Origin of the sequence: Tamlana sp. s12, assembly GCF_016767215.1 — a bacterium.
Taxonomy (GTDB): Bacteria; Bacteroidota; Bacteroidia; order Flavobacteriales; family Flavobacteriaceae; genus Pseudotamlana; species Pseudotamlana agarivorans.
In genome coordinates this window covers 2,318,271-2,338,632 of record NZ_CP068547.1, presented here as the reverse complement: position 1 = coordinate 2,338,632, position 20,362 = coordinate 2,318,271, and the positions used below count along the sequence as shown (strand labels likewise).

Below are 20,362 nucleotides of genomic sequence, written 5' to 3'. Positions count from 1 at the left end.
CCAGAGTTCTAAGTTATTTAAGCTTTATAGTTCTATAATTTTTATTCAGCTGTAGTTACTAATTATTAGCAATATACAGTGAAAATCGTAACCGATTTAAAAACCGCTTCAAAAAAGTAGAGGCCGAATTATAAGTTTAAAAACAAATAATTCAACCTCTTTAAATTGAATGTGATAATAGTTAAATATTATCCATTCCCCTAACCTATCGTTTTAACGTAAAGTGCGATTTAAATTGTTTTGGAACACCAGATTCTTCGTAATTCAAAATGAACCAGTAATCGTTTGTTGGTAGATTTTCTCCTCTATAGGTACCATTCCATCCTGTTGAAGATGGTAAAATTTTCTCCAAAAATTTGCCGTAGCGATCATAAATTTCAATATAAGAACCAGGTTGATTACTCATTGCTGTAATGTTCCAAGTATCATTTATTCCATCATTATTAGGTGTAAAGTATTTAGGATAACTAATGATTCTAATATCGTCGATAACTAACGGTGGATCACATGAAGGATTCTCTGTTTTTCTATCATATACCGTAACCGAATGAGTTCCCCCACTAACATTAGTAAACACCCCACCATTATCTAAAATAGGGCCATCGTCAAGCTGAAACCAGTATTCACCATAGCCTTCTACCAATACATTTATACTCGGATTGGCTTCAAATGTTCCTGTTTGAGTAACAGAAACCAATTGAGCTGCACCAGATTGAATGATTTCAAAAGATTCACTTATTTCTGAAGTACAATTGGCTACCAACTGAATTTCGGTAACAGTAAGCGTATATAAACCAGGAGCTGCTGTATCTACTACATATTGCTCTTGATTTGCTCCTGAAATTTCAACACCGTCTAAATACCAGGTATACGCATAATTCGAGCCTTGTAAATCACTCATTAAAGTAATACTGTTTTGTAATTGTCCAGTGCTATAATCCACACAAAGCGTATTAGAACCACTACTAGAAGAAATTACTGGCTTTAAAATCGGACTCACCTCATAATCGAAAGTGGTTGTCGCGTAGCATACATCTGGAATATTACTGTTTTCAACACGAATATAAATAGTTTGATTATAAGGCGTTGAATTCACAAAACCTTGCGGATTCAAAATAGGATTGGTTCCATTTTCAGCATCAACTGCAGTTTCATAATAACTTACCTTATAAATGTTTTCGTCTTGACCATTTAAAACTTCTTGATCCAGAATGGTTAAATCGAAAGCGAAAAGGCCATCATTTTCTCCATCGTAATCACAAACCATTTCTGGCATCGGCATGGTCGCTTGTGCACCATCTAACACCTGAAGTTCGAAAGGAAAAACACCTGGACAACTTGCGTTTGACGGCGTTATCATAACATAAATGGTTTGATTATAAGCCGTTGTGTTAGTATATGGATTTGTAGAAATACTATTCGTGGCTCCTGCATCTTCATAAAAAGTGACGGTAAAATCAGTCGTACTTTGAGTACTACCAAGAATTTGAGGAATTTCTGCATTTAGATCAAAACTACTAAACCCATCAGCAGATACACTACACCCTATCATGCTATCCATGGTAATAATTGGCAACGGATTTACTATAATTTCTAGAGTTTGCGTTGTTGCACACGCTCCTGCATCTGGTGTAAAGGTATACGTGGTTGTTGTTGTATTGTTTAAAGCAGGGCTCCAGGTTCCTGTAACGCCTTCAATAGAGGTTGTTGGTAATGGCGCTAAAGCATCCCCATTACAAATTGGCGCTACAGCTGCAAAAGTTGGTACTGTTGGCTGATTAACTACAATATCAAGAGTTTGCGATAAAGCGCAACTTCCAGCATCGGGCGTAAACGTATAGGTAGTTGTTTGTGTATTATCTAAAGCCGGGGACCATGAACCTGTAACGCCCTCAACAGAAGTTGTTGGTAATGGCGCTAAAACATCACCACTACAAATTGAAGCTATAGCTGCAAATGTTGGCGTTGTTGGTTGATTCACCACAATATCTAAAGTTTGTGAATTCGCGCACTGCCCTGCATCTGGTGTAAACGTATAAGTTGTCGTAACCGTATTATCTATCGCTGGTGCCCATGTACCTGTAATACCTTCAAGCGATGTGGTTGGTAATGGCGATAATGTATCACCACTACAAATAGGATCCACATCTGCAAAAGTTGGATTACTTAAAGGATTTACAACAATTTGTAAAGTTTGAGTAGCCGAACATTGTCCGGGATCTGGAGTAAACGTATAGGTAGTCGTTGCTGTATTATCTAAAGCTGGTAACCATGAACCTGTAATACCTTCGGTAGAACTTGTTGGTAAAGGTGCCAGCGTATCACCATAGCAAATGGGGTCTACAGCATCAAAAGTTGGCGTCGCTCCAGGCGTTACAATAATTTCCATACTTTGAGGCACCGCACACTGTCCGGCGTCTGGCGTAAACGTATAAGTCGTTGTTACGGTATTATCTATGGCAGGACTCCAAGCTCCTGTAATACCTTCTAAAGATGTTGTTGGCAAGTTACCAAGCGTATCATTTTCACAAATGGGATCTACAGGTGTAAACGTTGGCACCGTTCCAGGCGAAACTGTTGTTGAAACACTTTGAGTTAGCGATGTGGAACAAGCCACGGTTCCAGAAGCCATTATAATTTGAACATCAATTAATTGTAATGTGGTATTAGTCCAAGCTGTCGTCACCAAAGTAGCATTTCCTGAATTGTCTAAAACAATACTTTCGGTGGCTCCTCCGTCTATTTCGTAATGCACCGTTGTGTTAGGTGATCCTGTAAAAGAGTACGTAATCTCTTCACTCTGACAAATAGAAGCTGGCGAACGCGTAACAGAAGCGTCAGGAACGGCTTCTACAACTAAATTAAAATCGGTTAAACTGTAACATGCTGTGCCTGGTGATACCACCTTGGCATAAATTTGCGTTGGACTAGATGTTGTTGCATAAATGCCTAAAGGGTTTGCTATTGGATCTGCCAGTTGATTGATACCATCGGTAGCATCGGCTAAATTTTCATAAAACTCTACTGAAGCTCCTGGTGTTGACGTTATACTGCTTTTTAAACTATTTAAATTAAAAATCCCAACTCCAGGTGTTGTACTACAAGTAATAACATCCTCCATATCGTTAGCTGTTGGAGGTGTTGGAAAGGCTCCTGATCCTGTTGTTGCTGTACCCGTCCATTGAATTTCGAAACCACCATCGCCAACAGGTCTATCTACAGCAATATAATAAGATTCTCCAGGGTTTACATTTAACCAATATACGTAACCATTACCATTTGCACCAGGCCCTGACTGCGTTGTAGTTGTACTGCCATTAATTCCTGTATGGTTATTAGGTAACCCGGCTAAATCTGGGTTTGTTGTTGAGCATCGAATAGGCGCTCCTAAGTTTGAACAACTACTATTAGGTGCAAAAACCCAAAAATCGTAATCGACCATAATATCTGGGTCGTCTGGAATTAAATCGAACCCTAAGGTTCCTCCTTGTACAATATCTACTTTTAACCAAATGGAATGATGCTCAAAACCCGAGCACGAATTGATTTCAAATTCGTTTCCAGATCCTGTCGCATTCGATCTAAAGACCCCATTTCCACACACGGTAATAGCATCAATACAATCGTTTGGTTCTTGGGCAAACACTGTTAAGGTTAAACTTAGAACACTAAATAACATTAAAATTTTTTTCATAGCCATACTTTCCCCTTATAACAAACAATAGTCAAACGCATCTATGCATGCCGTTTGACTATCATTCTTAAATCAACTTTTCTTTTTCACTTTAGCCACTTAACTGCCAATTTATTTTATAATTAAAAACTCAGAGCGTCGGTTTTGTGCATCTTCTTCACTAGTACAATCTGATTTACAATCAATTTTTGGTTCTGTACTACCAACACCTTCAGGCGTTAACCTATCCTTACTAACTCCTTTAGAAACCAGGTATTGAACCGTAGATTGGGCTCTTCTTTCTGATAGTTTCATGTTGTAACTTGAATTACCTTTTGTATCAGTATGCGATCGCACTAGAATTTTCATATCTGGGTAATCATTCATGATTTCTACCAGCTTATCAAGCTCTGATGCGCCAGATTGTGTAATATTACTTTTGTTAAACTCGAAGTAAATATTATTGAGTTTCACTTCAGTTTCTGTAATCAATTCATGAACTGGAGATAACAATATGGTCTTAGTAAGATCTTCCGCTTTTGTCTCGCTAACGGTTATTGAGTTTGGCTCGTAGCCTACTTTAGAAACATTAAACACATAAGATAATTTACATAGTGCATTAAAGGTCATGGCTCCATCTTGTGAGGTCATGGCATTAGAAATCACATCGCCATTAGCTCCCACAACAGCAATTGTAGCTGAAGGAATAACAGTATTTGTAACGGCGTCTTTTACCACAAGCTTCGTTTGAAACTTACAAATTGGAATGGCCATATAAATATGATCTACTCCCGTTCTGTTAGATGAAAAGTACCCGATTTCCTGCTCCATATTAATACTAAAAGCAAAATCGTCTCTCCTAGTATTTATCTCCTTTCCCAGGTTTATAGCCTCTTCATTTTTATTTAAATCGACTTTAAAAATATCAAATCCACCAAAGCCTTGTTTTCCGCTTGAAGCGAAATAAAGAATGTTATCACTACTTACAAATGGGTAACCTTCCTTACCTGGCGTATTAACATGCTTTCCTAGGTTTACTGGTTCTCCGTAAGTATCGTTATCAACACTTACTTTCCAGATGTCTGTATCACCAAAACCATTTGGCATATTAGATGCAAAGTAGAGGGTTTTACCATCCTGACTTAAACATGGGTGACTTACAGAATACTCTATACTATTAATAGGTAAGGCTTTAATATTGGTCCAATTACCATCAACTAAAGAGGCTTTATACAAACCTTGTTGCGCTAATTTTATTCCTTTGTCTTTCATTTTTTTGAAAGACCCATCACGGTAACCATTACTAGCAAAAATCATGGTTTTTCCATCAGCACTTATGGTTATGGGTCCGTCGTGATAATTACTATTTAAACTTTTTACCGGTTCTGGCTTTGAAAACTCACCATTTTCATCACGTACCGACTTATAGATATCTAAATAAGCCTCATTAGTAGATTTATCTTTTTTACTTCCGTGATTACGTGTACTAACAAAGTATAAAACATTATCATTAGACATTATAGGACTAAAATCGCTCTCGTTAGGATCATTTATAGGTGCTTCCTTAACATGGAATAAAATAGATTGATCATCTAAACTAGAAATATAATTAGGATTTTGTCTATGTTCTTTAGCACGTTGATCGGACGGACTCATGGTAGCAAACGTGTCCATTTGTTCGATGGCATCTTGGTATTTACCTTGCGATTTTAAAACCTGTGCATAACGGTAATAAAATTCTGAATCTTGTTTAGATTTTGAAGCCATTTCATAATATTTTGAAGCTTCATCAAGATTAAACAGGTTATAATAACTATCGCCTAGCTGCTTGTAATCGTTGCTATTAGCTTGGTTGTTATCAATCATTTTTAAGTAGACTTCAATAGCATCTACATACTGGTAAGTTTCGAAGTATTTATTAGCTTTTTCCCTTTGACTGTTTTGCCCATAACTGGCTGTTACAAAAAGAACCAAGCATAAAAGACTATAAATATGTTTCATTTTTAAGGTGGTTTTTAGTTAGAAAAATCTAGGTGATACAGACACTTTTTTAGGGAAATTAAGATCGAACAACAACATGATTTCATGAGAACCAGAAGATTCAACATTAAGCTCTGAAGTTGTATAGTCGTATGCATAGCCTACGCGTAGGCCTGATAATATTTCAAAATTAACCATAGCGCCAACGGAATCGTCTAGCCTATACGTTGCGCCTGCTTCAAAACGCTCGAAAAACAAGAAGTTAGCCGAAACATCTAAAGATGTTGGCGCATTGAAAGCCGATTTCAACAAAAAGGACGGTTTAAACTTCGTGTTTTCAGAAAGGTTGAAAACATATCCTGCCGATAAAAAGTAATGCACTACATCGGAACCAAACTTATAAGTATCGCCGTTATTACTAACATCCAAATACGTGTTTTTTAACATGTTGGGAATCGAAAACGATACATAATAGTTATCGGTATAGTAAAAAATCCCAGTACCAATATTTAAATAGGTATTGTTTGTGTTTTCACTGAATGCTTCATCGTTGGCATCAACAACATAACCGTTTCCAATATCATTAAACAATCCGATGTTTTGAAAACTAGCGCCTCCTTTTAAACCCAGTGCTAAACGGTGTTCACCACCAAGGTTTAAAGTGTATGAGAAATCTGCATAAACATTGTTTTCTTCAATAGGACCTATTTGATCTGAAACAACCGACAACCCAAGCCCTACGTTTTTACCTGTAGGACTGTGAATTGAAAAAGTTGAAGTTTTAGGAGCCCCTTCGATACCTACCCATTGTGACCTATGTAACAATCCAATGGCTAGATCGCCTCTAGATCCTGCGTAGGCAGGGTTAATCACGTTCATATTATACATATACTGTGTATACTGAGGGTCTTGTTGTGCATTAACACCTAGTAAAACTAAGAGTGCAAATGTTAGTGTGAGATGTATTTTTTTCATTGCTATCTTAAATTGCTGGTTGTCTAAATTTTTAATTATTGAATTCTATTAATAAAAATCCAACCTGTAGTTTTACTACCATCTCCATTTACAACACTATAGAAATATGTGCCATCTGGAAGATTTTCACCTTTATTAGTTTGACCATGCCATTGGTTGGTATAAGTCCCTTTAAACTTATAAACCTCTGTTCCGTTTCTATTAAAGATGTATAGCTCGGTAACTCCGTACCCTGTTAAATCTAGGTCATCATTTTTACCGTTTCCATCAGGAGAAATACCTCTAGGAATATCGATACAACTTGATCGCTCCGCTGTAAACGTGGCACTAGTTGAACAATCGCCATAAGCTACTTCAACAGAAAATAATAGTGAATCGGTATTGTTTTGACTGGTGTATTCTGTCACGTTGAATATTTCAGAATTCTGTCCAACCACGTTTCCATTAGCATCCTTCCAAGTGTACGTCACTTGAGAGTTGTCAAAAGCGCTATCAATTGGTGAAGCTTCTAGGATGTAATCACCCTCTTGACACTCCCCTACTATATCAACCTCAATAGTATCAAAAATGGTCATACTGAAAGTTGATATGCTTCCTTCTGCACAAGCAGTTAGGTCTTCTAACACTTGATAAGAAATAGTGTATTCTCCAGTAGCACTTGAAGTGAAATCAATTTCACCGGTAACGCTATCAATAGCTAAACCTGGATCTGCGCTAAAGGCTCCTCCAGCCGTAAATCCTAATGCTAATTCTGGAAGCGCATTTGCACTATAAGAACAGTAAACGTTGTCTAAATAAATAAACTCGGTTACCGGCATCCTAGTAGGCATAATTTCAATAGATGTGGTATAACTTCCTGAAGCAATGCAATTAGTAATATCGGCAACTAATGTGTACGTAATATCATGTATCCCCGAACTTGCTGATGTGAAGTCAACTTCACCCGTTACTGGATCTACCATTAAAGTGGTAGAAATATATGTACCTCCAGTTGTAAAACCAGTTCCTAAATTTGGTAAAGCGCTTGTTGTTGCAATTAAGCAGTAAGGCGCTGTACCGTAGTCAAAAGTTAAAACTGGTGCTACTGAAGCTATAATATCTACTGTAGCTGTATATGTTCCACTTACTGTACACATGGTAGGATCTCCATTGTAAGTATAGGTTACATCGTGCATTCCTGAAGTCACCGTTGTCAAGTCAATTTCACCGGTCATAGCATCAACAGTTAATGTGCTTGATGTGAATGTTCCACCATTCGCAAAATTGTCTGATAATATTGGTAATTGCGCTGTAGTTTCAGCTTCACAAAACGGATTATAACTAAATGTAAGCTCTGGAGTTACTAAATCATTAACAGTAACCACAATCTCAGCACGAGGTCCATCACAACCTTTAGTGTTATCTCTATAAGCCACGTAGTATGATGTATTTCCTGCTACAGAAGTACTTGGCGTTGGCGCCGTTGTACTAGCAGTACCACCTGTTTCTTGGGTAAACCAAACAATGTTGTATCCGCTTAAAGGTGTCGCTTCTAAAGCCTCTGGGGTATCATTTAAACAATATTCAATTGGTGTTTCTACAGATGGAATGTCCCCAATGCCATTATAGTTTAATTCAATATTGTATTCACAATAGCGTGTTTTCCATGTAAATGAATACACCCCAGGTGCTAAGAAGTTAGAAATATTTACAGTACTGTTGTTTTCATCATCAAATGTTACTGGACTTGGATTGGTATCACTTTGTAACCAAGTACCTGTACCACGAGCTTCTAATGTTGCTGTTGGATTTGTACAATCCACATCAAATGGCGCTGTAATAATTTCATTATTAGATCCAAATTCAATAGCATCTAATAAATTACCAATATTGTCTGTTCCATTAGCTCTAAAAATAAATCGTGTAACAGGTTGTCCGGATGGTACAGCATAATCGCCAGAGACAACTTCCCAAGACTGTTCTCCTATATTTTCGGTAACTAAAGTATAAGGTCCGCCAGGCGCTCCTGCATACATTTGAATGTTATTACCTTCAAAACGACCGTAATGCGCAAAACTATATGTCATTAAGGTTATTTCTGAAGTATCAAAATCTCTATATAATCCTTTAATATTTGGATCACTTGGGTCTATCGTTGTCCCTTGATCTGATCGCAACTGGATAAGTTGTCCGCCTTCATAAGGTGAAAAACCAGGAGCATTTAAAGATTCCCAAACAAATGCTGAGTTGGTTGAATCTAAATTTTGTCTCCAACCTGGAATTGAATTCACCGAAAGGATTGAACTAACTCCACTTAAGCGTCCGATTCCTGGATGTTCAAAACCACCGTTTACAATTTTAACATCACATAAATCATTTGGTGTAGTAATACATAAACTTAGACGGTATTCTGTTGGTTCTGCATGTACTTTCGTTAATCTTACTTTATAGGTATCTCCCACAACTAACTCGGAAGCATACATCGCTGTAATCGTATTATCGTAACTACAGATTATTTCTTCTAAGGCTCCAGCCGAATTCTCTCTGTATAGTGTCATCACCAATTCAGAATATTCAGCGTAACCTGTTTCTCTAAAAGTTCCTGTCGTATAATGCGCTACAATTTGATGAATTGGAGATTGCGCGGTAAAATTAAACCAAACATCACCGTTATTTGCTCCATCACAACTCATGGCTTCTGGAGAAGTCGTAACGTTTGTAAAAGAGATCTCTTTCATTGGTGTGCTACAATTTTCATCGGTGCTCACCATAACGTCTACTGCGGTAGTTACATCATCATTTCTAACAAAAACTAAAGGTCCCGCCCAATAACTTGAATCGTCGTCACCACATACGGCACGCACAAAAAACTCGTAGCTTGCCATATTTGGATCTACAAAATCGGCAGCTGTAGGCGTATAAGAATTTGTAGAAACTATGGTTCCAGATTGTGGTATGGTTCCACTACCTATAGGCTGAAATGCAACTTCCCATTGTGTTTCACTACCTCCTGCTGTCCAAGAAAGCGTAGACAATTCATTAGATGCTAAATCTGTAGGTTCTGGACAAGTAATAGCACCACAAGAAGAATATCCTGTATATACCGTTGTTCTTGGTTCCAGACCTAATGGACTCTTGTACACAGAGTTTCCATCTGGATCAAGAATTTCAAATTGGTAGCTTTCATATTGAGGCGCATACCAACCTACAGTATCAAAATACATTGAAAACTGCACACCAGAACAAAAGAATACAGTAAACCTTTCTTCGGTATTTCCAGAAAATGGAATCGATTGGAAGGTTTGATTGTTTTGTGTAATCACTAACTCTGATGACGAGTCTCTATCACTAGTCATTAAAATGGTATACTCACATAAGTTTTCGAAACTACATAATGTAGTCACTTCAAGTGGCCCCGTCCATGCGCTATCGGCATCACAAGTATTTCTTACATAGATATCATATTTCGTTGAAGCTGTTAATCCTGTAACTGTAAAAGGATTAGACGTTGCTTCGTATAAATAATCTGGATTAGTACTACCTACTGGAGCTTCTGTTCCAGATGGCTGTACTGAAATTTCCCATGAGGTTTGTCCATCATCATCCCAGCTTAAATCTACTTGGGTATCGGTTAAATTGTTAGCAATAACATTAGTAACTTCTGGACAATCAGGGATATCTTCAATATTAACATTATCTATAACTAAAGTTTGACCTCTATAAACAGAAGTTGATGCGAAAAATGGCACGTGAAAGGCAATGTTTACATCACCTACATAACCTGCTAGGCTAATAATTTTAACTTTATATTCTACGTTATTAATGATTACTGGATCATCATCAGAATCGTATAACACATGGGTAAATTGATCTAAACCAATACCATTGGTAGATAATAATACTTCTAAATCTTCGGTAAAGAAATTATCATTAACTCTATAATAATATCTTAATTGTTGATTTTCGGTAAGCGTAATGGTTGGTGATATTAACCAATCTTCATTTCTACCATTATGTCCTGTAAACATGGCCGCTGCTTGATCACCTTCATAAGGAAATGAAGCACTATCAAGTTCCCAAGTATCTAAGTCGTAATTATCATCTATAATCGTCCAACACCCTTCGGTTGTAGAGTCTGTATTAAAAGTTTCTACAAATGGTGATGGAAATGCTGTACATGTGGTTGAGAAATATAAAGGACCAATCCAGTCGCTGTCATCACTTCCACAATTAGATTTCACAAAAACTTCATAATCTGTATCAGGAGTTAAATCTGAAGCAGAGAATGTTGTTTGTGTAGACTCAGTACCTTCATGGTTTGGAACACCAACACCTGCAAATTGAACAGCTACCTGCCAAGAGGTTTCTTGATAACCTGCGTTCCAAGAAAAATCTGCACTATTAGATGTTACGGTATCTAATGAAAGATTCCCTGGTACCGGACAAGGTGGAGCATCATCTATACTCACATCGTCAATATGTAAAGTCGATGATCCTCCTGAAAATGACGGTACTCTAAAGGCGATATACACCGGACCGTTAGCTTCAATAATTATCGATTTTTCTAAATAATTAGAATGCGTAAATACTTCAGCTGGTGAGATTACCGAAAAACTTGAAGGATTATTTGTTGTGGTAGACATTAACACCTCCAAACCATAACGTGGTGGTGTAACAGCACCAAATGAAAACCCTACTTCAGCTCTATATTTAAATTTCAACTCTTTTACCCCATCTAAATTAATGGCCGGAGAAATTAAATAAGCATCTGTAGATCGAGAAGATGTTTCTGCTCTGGTATCAGTTACAGACCAACTGTCATTTGAGGTGTCCCAACAAAATTTCTGTGTATCTGGATCATCATCATTAAAACTTTCATAAAACGGTGCATCGTAAGACGTACACAAGGTGGTAAAAGTAGCAGGACCAACCCACTCACTCTGATCGTCAGCAGCACAATGTGCTCTTACGTAGTATTCGTATCTCGTTCCAGGCTCTAATCCTGTAGCCGCATAAGGGAAATTGCTATCTACGATAATACCATCCCCTGTAGGAATACCTGTTCCTGCATCTTGAATGGCCACTTGCCATTGTGTTTCTTCATCTCCTTTAGTCCAGGTTAACCATGCTGAATCTGTTTTCACATTTAAACTCGAAGGATTAAGTGGTTTAGGACAAGAAGGTTTGTCTTCAATATAAACATCGTCAATAGATAATCTAAGTGCATCTTCATTAGCACTTGGCTCCACATACCATGCTATATTTACCTTTCCTGTAATCCCTGCTGGTATATCTACAATAACTTCTTGAAAAGCTGTATTTGTAATTCGTGTTACAGGTAAAATTTCCGTAGTAAAGTTATTTGGTCCAATACCTGTTGTGGATAATCTAATTGAGTACACAGAAGCACCTTGTGTTGCTCTGTGCTTATATCGTATTCTTTTTTGAGAAGCGTCAAAATTAATTTGAGGAGACACTAACATATCATTACTGATACCATTAACCCTGTTAAGTTCGGTTACAATAGTAGCGTAAGTCTCGTTTGTCCCTAAATAACCCCAAGTATTTCCATCTTTATTGATATCAAGGCTTGTCCAACATGGTTCTGGTGTCACATTAGCGCCATTGAAATCGGTAAAATAAGGGGTATCAAAAACAGTACATTGCGTTGTAAAAGCATAAGGTTTACTCCATGCTCCTGGCGAACCACCACAAACCGATCTTACATATAAATCGTAGGCAGTACCAGGTGTTAATCCTGTGTTTATAACAACATCGGTATTGGTATTTGTTGCCGTACCTGCCGTAGTTGGTTCACCTGCATCACGCGCTACAACTTGGTATTCCCAAGAATCTGAAAAACCGCCTACATTATCCCATGTAAATTTTACACTGTTTTCGGTTAAATCGCTATATTTAAAGTTACCTGGAGGTGCACATGTTAAACCTGAAACGTTAAGTTTAAAACAAATCCCTGCTCCCGAAGAAAGCTCAGACGATACAACAATCACATAGGTTTTACCTTGTTCTACAAATAGGTTTTCTATGGATTTAGGTGAAAATGCATTATTAATTGTAAAACCATCAAGACAGCTTACACCAACATTACTACACCCTTCGTAAACAAAAAGAGAGATTCTGCTATTATAGCAGTTGTTGCTACCTCCACCACCTTCGGTTCCCGTTTCTAGGCTAACTGAAAGTAATCCATCTTCAGTTGGTGTGTAGGTATGAAATATTTTATCACCATTTAAATAATTGGTTGTACCTCCACCACCTGGAACACAGTTAGTCCCTACTGTAGTGTAACTCACTTCAGCAGGATTAGGGTGCACGTAATTTTGTAAATTTTCAACTAACTCGTAAGGACTCGACCCTATATTCTCTAATACGATAGGCTCTGTACAAGTTAATCCTAATTTAAGCGTTTCAAAGCTGTATGGTCCTGACCAATCGCCTTGAGTAGCATTGTCACAAATTGGACTAATATAAATATCGTATTCTGTTTCCTCATCAAGATTCATCAAGCTATAGCTTGTTCCTGACACTGGAATACCACTGGCAGCCGGAACGCCACCTTTTGGTAAAATTTGCAATTCAAAATTAGTTGCTGTAGGATGTGTCCAACTAACATTAGCAGTAGTTGTCATTACATCTTCAATTTCAACATCGGAAATGGCACCTGTACAGCCTTCTAATATGTCAACATCATCAATAAACCAAGAATCTCCAGTTGGATTAGCGCCTACTTGCGTATTTATAGCAACAAAAGCGATATAAACATTTAAACCAACAGGAATAGAACTAGGAAATTTAATAACCTTTTTCTCGTAAGCCGTTTGAGATACATTATTAAGATTGGTTTCTGTATAAGATTGCAGTGCAATAGTGAAACCATTAATATCTGGTTGTGCTGCTGTAGAAATTCTTACTTCATAGGTTGCACCATAATCTATTTCACTACTTTGTTTGGTATAAAAGTGAATTTCCCCTTTTTCTGGAACAGCAAATTGAGGTGTTACCAAAAAATATTCAGCAGTATTTTGATCGCCAATATTGTCGGCACTTGGTCTTACGTAAACACCATTTGTATTTAAGAATCCATCGGTAGTCGTGTCCCAATTAGAACTTCCAACATTGTTGTTAACAATAGACCAGTTACTGGGTATCCCGCTGTTAAATGATTCTGATACTTGTGCGTAACTTTTTCCTGAAGCTGATAAAACTAATGTTAGTACTAGAACAAACATCCAGCGACTAAAAATTGAATTTCTAAAACCGAATTCAATCAATCCTTTTGCAGAAAAAGGATGGGGTTTTACCAGAGCAATCTGCAACTTGTTTTTCATGCTATGTTTTTTGGTTAGTGGTTTATAAAAATTAAAGATATTATAATACCTTCTTAACATAAACCTTCTGTCTTTGCCTTTTACTGAAATTTGAAAGCAAAAACACCAACACAACAAACTGAAAAACAATCTGTTACAATAAAATGTTATTTTTTGATTTTACTTTTTGATTTTACTACCACCTTGAAGAGAATCTACCTTTTTTGTAAGGTTTTGGATGGTTTTTTTATTTTTAAACTCAAGAAATAGCACCCCTAAAACAAAGATTACTACCAACAAGATAGACCACCTAAGCAGGCTACTAAATTGCTCTTTGATAGTTAATAGTTCTGTGTTTTGAAGTTTATAACTCTCGTTAATAGAATCACCTATAGAGTTACGTTCAGAGGTTTTTATCTGCGCCTGAGTCTTTAAATATAAATTGTAATATTCTTGAAATTTTCCTGGTTCATTCAATGCCAAATGATTTTCAAAAAGGCCTTTGTAAATACCTAAATTTAATACCAAATCACCAACACCTTTAGACCGTTCTAAGGCCTCTTCTAGTAAATCTACGGCTTTTCTATAGTTACCTTCTAGCGTATAAACTTCGGCTAAACCTTTTTCTGCAAATGATATTAAACTATCTGCATTCTCTCTTCTTGCCAAGGAAATAGATCGTGCAAAACTATTTTTTGCATTACCGTATTCTCCTAACATAGAGTAACAATTCCCAATATTATAGTAGATAATACTTAAATTTCCATTACTTTTTCGGCTATTTATTTTCTGGTACTCTAAAATACCCTTATTGAAAAAATCTAAAGCTATATCGCAATTTAAATTGTCTTTATAAATAAAGGCTTTTACCACATAACTATTAGCTAAAAACAAACGAACCGCATCTTTATCTGGATAAGACAAACAGAACCGCTCTGTTTTTTCCATAAACTCAATGGATTTATCATAAATTTTAAGCTGCTGATAAAGCACTCCGGTTCGATAAAGAATTTCTATTTCAAGCAATTCATTGTCTAATTCATCGGAAATCTCGTCAACTTTAACAATATACTCCAAAGCTTTTCTGTAATCACGTTTCGATGTATAGCCAAAAGACACTAATAACAAAGCTTTAACCCTAACTTCTTGAGAGTAACTCTCATCTTTATAAATAGATAGCCCTAATTTTATTGATGCGTCAGGAGTTTTATAGACTTGTCTACGACTTTCTTCTAATAAACTATCTACTTGTTTAATTTGAATCATGCTGCCCGTCGCATGAGCACTATATTGAATAACAAGTGCCATGCATAGAAATATAGATTTAAGTGCTATTTTCATGATTCTTCTGTACTTGATTTTAATGCTTCACGCTCCTCTTTTATCAAATTGATAAATGTTGCTGGAGACATACCAACAATGGATTTAAATACCGTGGCAAAGCTACTATGCGATGAGTAACCACTTTCTTCGGCTAAAAAACTAATTTTATAGTTAATATAGTTGTTATCCTTCTTAAGTTTATTAATGATATAGTTAATACGAAGCTTGTTGATGAACGTATTAAAATTGTCGTTATAATGTTTATTAATAATTTCAGACAGGTATTTAGTATTTGTTTCAAATTGTCCTGCTAAAACAGCTAGCGACATATCTCTATTTAAATACTTCCTAGAGTTTTCGAATTTTTTAAGCTTAATAAGTATCCCTCGTTCTGTTTCTTCAGGGATCATTATTTTATTCTTGCTTGCTCGTTTTGTTGGTTTTATCTTGCTAAAATAAGCTCTACTTATTTCAAGATATTTTATAATTTCATGAAGTCGTTTTTTCCTTAATTCACTCTTTACCAACACAAAGGCTCCAATTAATAAAATTAGAAAAGCTATAACAATGACTATATTTCTATAATTCTGATAGGTTTTTTCCTCCTTTAAAACCACCTTATTATGTTCTTCCGTAACCAAATTATAAACAGTATTAATCGATTTTTGATCCATTAATTCCACTTTATTATTTAATACTAAGAACTTATCGTTATAAACTAGGTATTTACTTTTTTGATTGGTTGCCAAATAATTTATGGCTAAATCGCGATTAATTTGCATCAGTAATGACGGATTATCAATCACTTCAGCACATTTTAAGGCCATGAATAAGATTTCTTCACTTTTTTCAAATTCATTTTTTTGAAGATACAAATTACCTAACTCGCTATAAAAAATTGCTTTTTCATATAAGTTGTTTTGTTGAACCCGTTCAAATAACTGATTGGTTTTATTGATATAAGCAAAGGCAGAATCATGTAAAGACAAATCCTTATAAACCATTTCCTTTGCTAAGGTAATTTTAAGCTTTCCGTTGCTATGATTATTAAAATATGCTTTAAATTTCTCATTAGTTTCATCAATAATTTTCAGGGCATTTAAGTTCTCATGCCTATCAATTTTCATTTGAATATCCTCAAGAATAATTAAACTTTGAAGAGAGTCTTTTACCGTATTTTCGGCTTTCATATTTGCAAGAACATCCTGAGCTCTAGATAGATAATCTTTAGCTTGTTTATCTAAATACAATTCTCTAAACAACTCTGTTCTAACTATATAATTTCTAAATTGAGCCATTGGGCTAACCTTAGAAAGTTCATCTGTATTACTAAAAATAGGAATTGCGGCATTATTTAAATCACCCTTTACCAAATAGCTTTTACTTAAAATATAATTGATATGAGCACGCGTTTGTTCGTCTTCAGCACTCTTAACGATGTGTTCGGAAATTTTAATCGCCTCATCTGGGTTGGAATAAATAAGCTCTTCAGCTTTTTCTAATAGCTGATGATTTTGTCCGAAACTCGCTGTAGAACTTAGTAGACACAAAAGCAAAGTAGCGCAAGACATGCACTTATCGAGAGTAGAGAACGAAGCTTTTATTCCTATCAAAATAGCAATTAGATTATGGGGTTCTGACCTAACATTTATCAATGATTTATCATAATTTAACAATGTTTTTACATTGAATATGCAGCTCTATTGAAATATTAAGATAACAAATATAATAAAATCAACTAGATTGTAAGTATCTACAAAATGGATTAACGGTTCCTGTAAAATTGAGATATCTTTATTGTAGAATTCCAAAAAAATTAACAAGGGAAATGCGTAAAACAAAAAAGCATCGCTTTCGCGATGCTTTCGTGACTAAATCAAATTTATACAAATTCAATTTAAAGCAAGTATTTACTCACTTATTCTTTAATAACTTTAAAGGTTTTTACTGCTGTATCAATCGATACCTTAACGAAGTAAATACCATTCTTTAAGTCATTCATATCTACAGTTGATTTCATTGTATTAGGAGTAAAGCGTTTTACTTCTTGTCCTACGATATTGATGATACTAATATTTGAAATACTGTTTTTAGCCTGAACCGTTAACGTATTAACCACAGGGTTAGGGAAGTATTTGAAGTTCTCAAACTCGATAGCATCAGTACTTAATGTTGCATCTGGATAAATAAACAATTCAAATTCTGAAGCTCCGCTTGCACTACAATACACAGAAACTAGGTATGTATTTCCAGCAACAACCTGAATGGTTTTAGCTCCAGAGTTATAACAACTTGTAATTCCAGAAACATAGTTGCTGTTAATTGAAGAACACGTATCGGTATCATAAACGGTATAATACGTTGTTGAACCACTAGTTTTAGTAAAATCAACATGGTAATCACCTGTATATGTTGGCGTGAATGCATACCAAATATGCTTTCCTGATGAATAGCAAGTTTCTTGAGAAGCATAAGCATTATCCATATTTCCAACAATTTTATTGTTACCATTCATATCAGAAGATTCTAATAAGGTTGTTGGCGTAGCACAATCGTTGTTTGCAACTGCTGGTGGTAATTGGTATACACATAAATCAAAATTAACACCCGGATCAGTATTAGCCGATTTAACCGTGATATAATATGTTGTTCCAGCGGTCATGGTATGAATTTGGTTATTATTAGAATTACAAGCTGAACTCTTTTGAGTAAAAGTTCCACATGTACCATCAAAAATTACAAAGTAAGACGATGTCGTTCCAGAAACTTCGGTATGAGCAAACTCATAAATACCATCGGTAGCAGGTGTAAAAGTATACCACACATCATTATAAACCGTAGAACCACTACCACAAGCTAAAGTTTCCGAAGATTCTGTAGCTCCTATTGTTGTACCTGATACTTTGTTATCACATAAATCGTCTGTAGATAAACTAAGCGCTACAGCATTCGAACATTCATCATTTGCTGGTGCAGCAAAAGGTTCTTTAATACAGATGTCAAAATTTTGTGCGTATGCACCACCAAGATTGGTTTTGTTCTTTACGTAGTATGTATTACCTACAGTTAAACCAGTAAATGTGGTATAAAAGCTTGTTGAACATTGAAGGCTAGTAAGAGACCCACAGCTTCCTTCAAATAATTCGGTAGCTTGTAACGTTCCTCCGTCGTTGTATCCTGGAGCAGCTACCACGTTTAAATATTCTAAAATTTGAATTTCGTTAGTAGCTACAAAGCTAAACCAAACACTGTTTCCAGAAGTAGAACAAGATCCTTCCTCATCTGAAGCAGCCGTTGCACCAGCATTACTAGTACTTACGAAATTTGTACAGGTTTGATCGGTATTAACCGTTACAGGTATCGCATTAGCACACTCGTCATTTGAAGGTGGGCAATAAAAGTAAGTGGAGTCGGTATACGAACATCCTCCATCATCATTACTAATTAATGTAAAGTTAACAGTAGTTCCGCTAGCGTAAGGACCAACAGTAACTACTCCAGTAGATGAAATATTCGTAATATCGGCCGTAGAAGCATCATCATCACTTAACGTTAAAGAAGTTGCATCACCTAAATATGACACATCAACATCTACAGAAAACTGACCATTAGCACAATCAGCTACAGGTGTTAGAGAAGCAATCGTTGGGTTAATACAACTGTTTTGCTCAATAAATAATGTGTAAGCATAAGTTCTTGAAGCACTTGAATTACTTAAAACAATATAGTATGTTTTTCCTCCTTCTAATACAACCTCATTTAATTGTCTTTCAGCATCAGAAGCATAAACACCTACATAAGCAACACATTCCGTAGCTGCATCTGGACAACCTTCAACCACGTGAATACTAGCCCCGTTGTCATCTACATCTGTTAAACCAATATTAATAGACATATCGGCTGCTGGTGAAATTTCATAAAATACATCATTACCTCTCATGTATGAATTACTACACGGACTAACATCTATATTATTTTCAAAATTTTCTGTGTCGTTTTGACCTAAATATGGAAAACTTGATACCACAATAGGCTTAGAACATGTAGAACCATCAAGTGGCTCTGCACGGGTTGTAAAGCTTTCTTCAGCACATCCCGTAGCACTACCAATACCATTAGTAGGTACAATATTTACAAAGTACTCGGTGCTATATGCTAAATTTAAACTTGCTAAAGAGTAAGATGTATCAGTAGTCGTTGTATCTAAAACATCACTAGCTCCACTAGTTGTTCCTATAGTAACGCTATATCCTGTAGCCAACCCTGTAGCTCTATTCCATGTTAACAAAGCATCTAAATCGGCATCTGTTGAACCATTTACTGGAGATGTTAAAACCGCATCACAGTTTGGAACACTATTAGCTACCTGTGTAATAGTAAGATTATCAATTAAAATAATTAACGCAAAACCGTTAACTGCAACTACATCAGTTACAAATCGAATTTGAAAATCACTTGCATTGGCAATAACGCCTAAGTCGATATCTCCTGTGGATAAACAAGAATTTTCATCACCAAAGGTATAGTTTGAATCATCAATGGTTGTAATGGTGGTCCAGTTTGTTCCATCGGTAGTGTATTCTAAAACTAAACTCCCCCAGCCTGCTGCTGGTGCAGTATAAACTCTAGGTGGAAAACGGCTACTTTGTTCAAAAATATTATATGAAAAACTAGCAGTAACTACAGAACCATTAGAGATACCTGTATAATTTGGTGACGTTAATGAACCCGCAACACCCGCCTGTCCGTAATTAAGCATACTGTTTCCTACACCACCACATGCAAACGTTGCACTTGCTGCGATATTTGAAGAGGTCCAACCAGTTGGTACTTGATTGTTTGCTGTACTGTCGAAATCATCAACAATTTCGATTTGAGCAAACACCGTGACGCTTAAAAGCATCATCATAAAAAAAGTAATTCTTTTCATTTTGGTTATTGAATTAGTTAATAAATATGGTTTAAAACACTGTTAAGAGCGTATTAGCTTAACAATATCATTACCTAAATATATTACCGTACAATGAAGATAGAAAGAGAAGGGATTTGCTATTTACCGAAATTTAAAAGTCAAAAACAAAACACAAACAGCTGTTTTTCAGTT

At 36.0% G+C, this 20,362-nt stretch carries 7 protein-coding genes; all 7 read right to left on the bottom strand.

The genetic code is table 11. From position 1 onward, the window contains the following. Positions 1 to 205: 205 nt before the first annotated feature. Positions 206 to 3,694, bottom strand: a complete 3,489-nt coding sequence (locus tag JJL45_RS10210; protein ID WP_202664128.1) for a T9SS type B sorting domain-containing protein — start codon at positions 3,692 to 3,694, stop codon at positions 206 to 208. Between the two features lie 111 nt (positions 3,695 to 3,805). Beyond that, positions 3,806 to 5,674, bottom strand: coding sequence for an OmpA family protein (locus tag JJL45_RS10205; RefSeq protein WP_068604140.1), 1,869 nt, complete (start codon positions 5,672 to 5,674; stop codon positions 3,806 to 3,808). An 18-nt stretch (positions 5,675 to 5,692) separates the two neighbouring features. Further along, the gene (locus JJL45_RS10200; RefSeq protein WP_068604142.1) at positions 5,693 to 6,628 is read right to left on the bottom strand and encodes a type IX secretion system membrane protein PorP/SprF; all 936 of its coding nucleotides are present in this window, start codon (positions 6,626 to 6,628) and stop codon (positions 5,693 to 5,695) included. Positions 6,629 to 6,663: 35 nt separating this feature from the next. Beyond that, positions 6,664 to 13,956: a choice-of-anchor J domain-containing protein gene (locus JJL45_RS10195; RefSeq protein WP_068604144.1), complete on the bottom strand. Its 7,293-nt coding sequence runs from the start codon at positions 13,954 to 13,956 to the stop codon at positions 6,664 to 6,666. Between the two features lie 159 nt (positions 13,957 to 14,115). Then, positions 14,116 to 15,243 carry a tetratricopeptide repeat protein gene (locus JJL45_RS10190; RefSeq protein ID WP_068604145.1) on the bottom strand — a complete coding sequence of 376 codons (1,128 nt, stop codon included), beginning with the start codon at positions 15,241 to 15,243 and terminating at the stop codon, positions 14,116 to 14,118. Between the two features lie 29 nt (positions 15,244 to 15,272). Then, positions 15,273 to 16,871: a helix-turn-helix domain-containing protein gene (locus tag JJL45_RS10185; protein WP_202664127.1), complete on the bottom strand. Its 1,599-nt coding sequence runs from the start codon at positions 16,869 to 16,871 to the stop codon at positions 15,273 to 15,275. Between the two features lie 305 nt (positions 16,872 to 17,176). Next, the gene (locus tag JJL45_RS10180; RefSeq protein WP_068604149.1) at positions 17,177 to 20,188 is read right to left on the bottom strand and encodes a T9SS type A sorting domain-containing protein; all 3,012 of its coding nucleotides are present in this window, start codon (positions 20,186 to 20,188) and stop codon (positions 17,177 to 17,179) included. Positions 20,189 to 20,362: the final 174 nt, after the last annotated feature.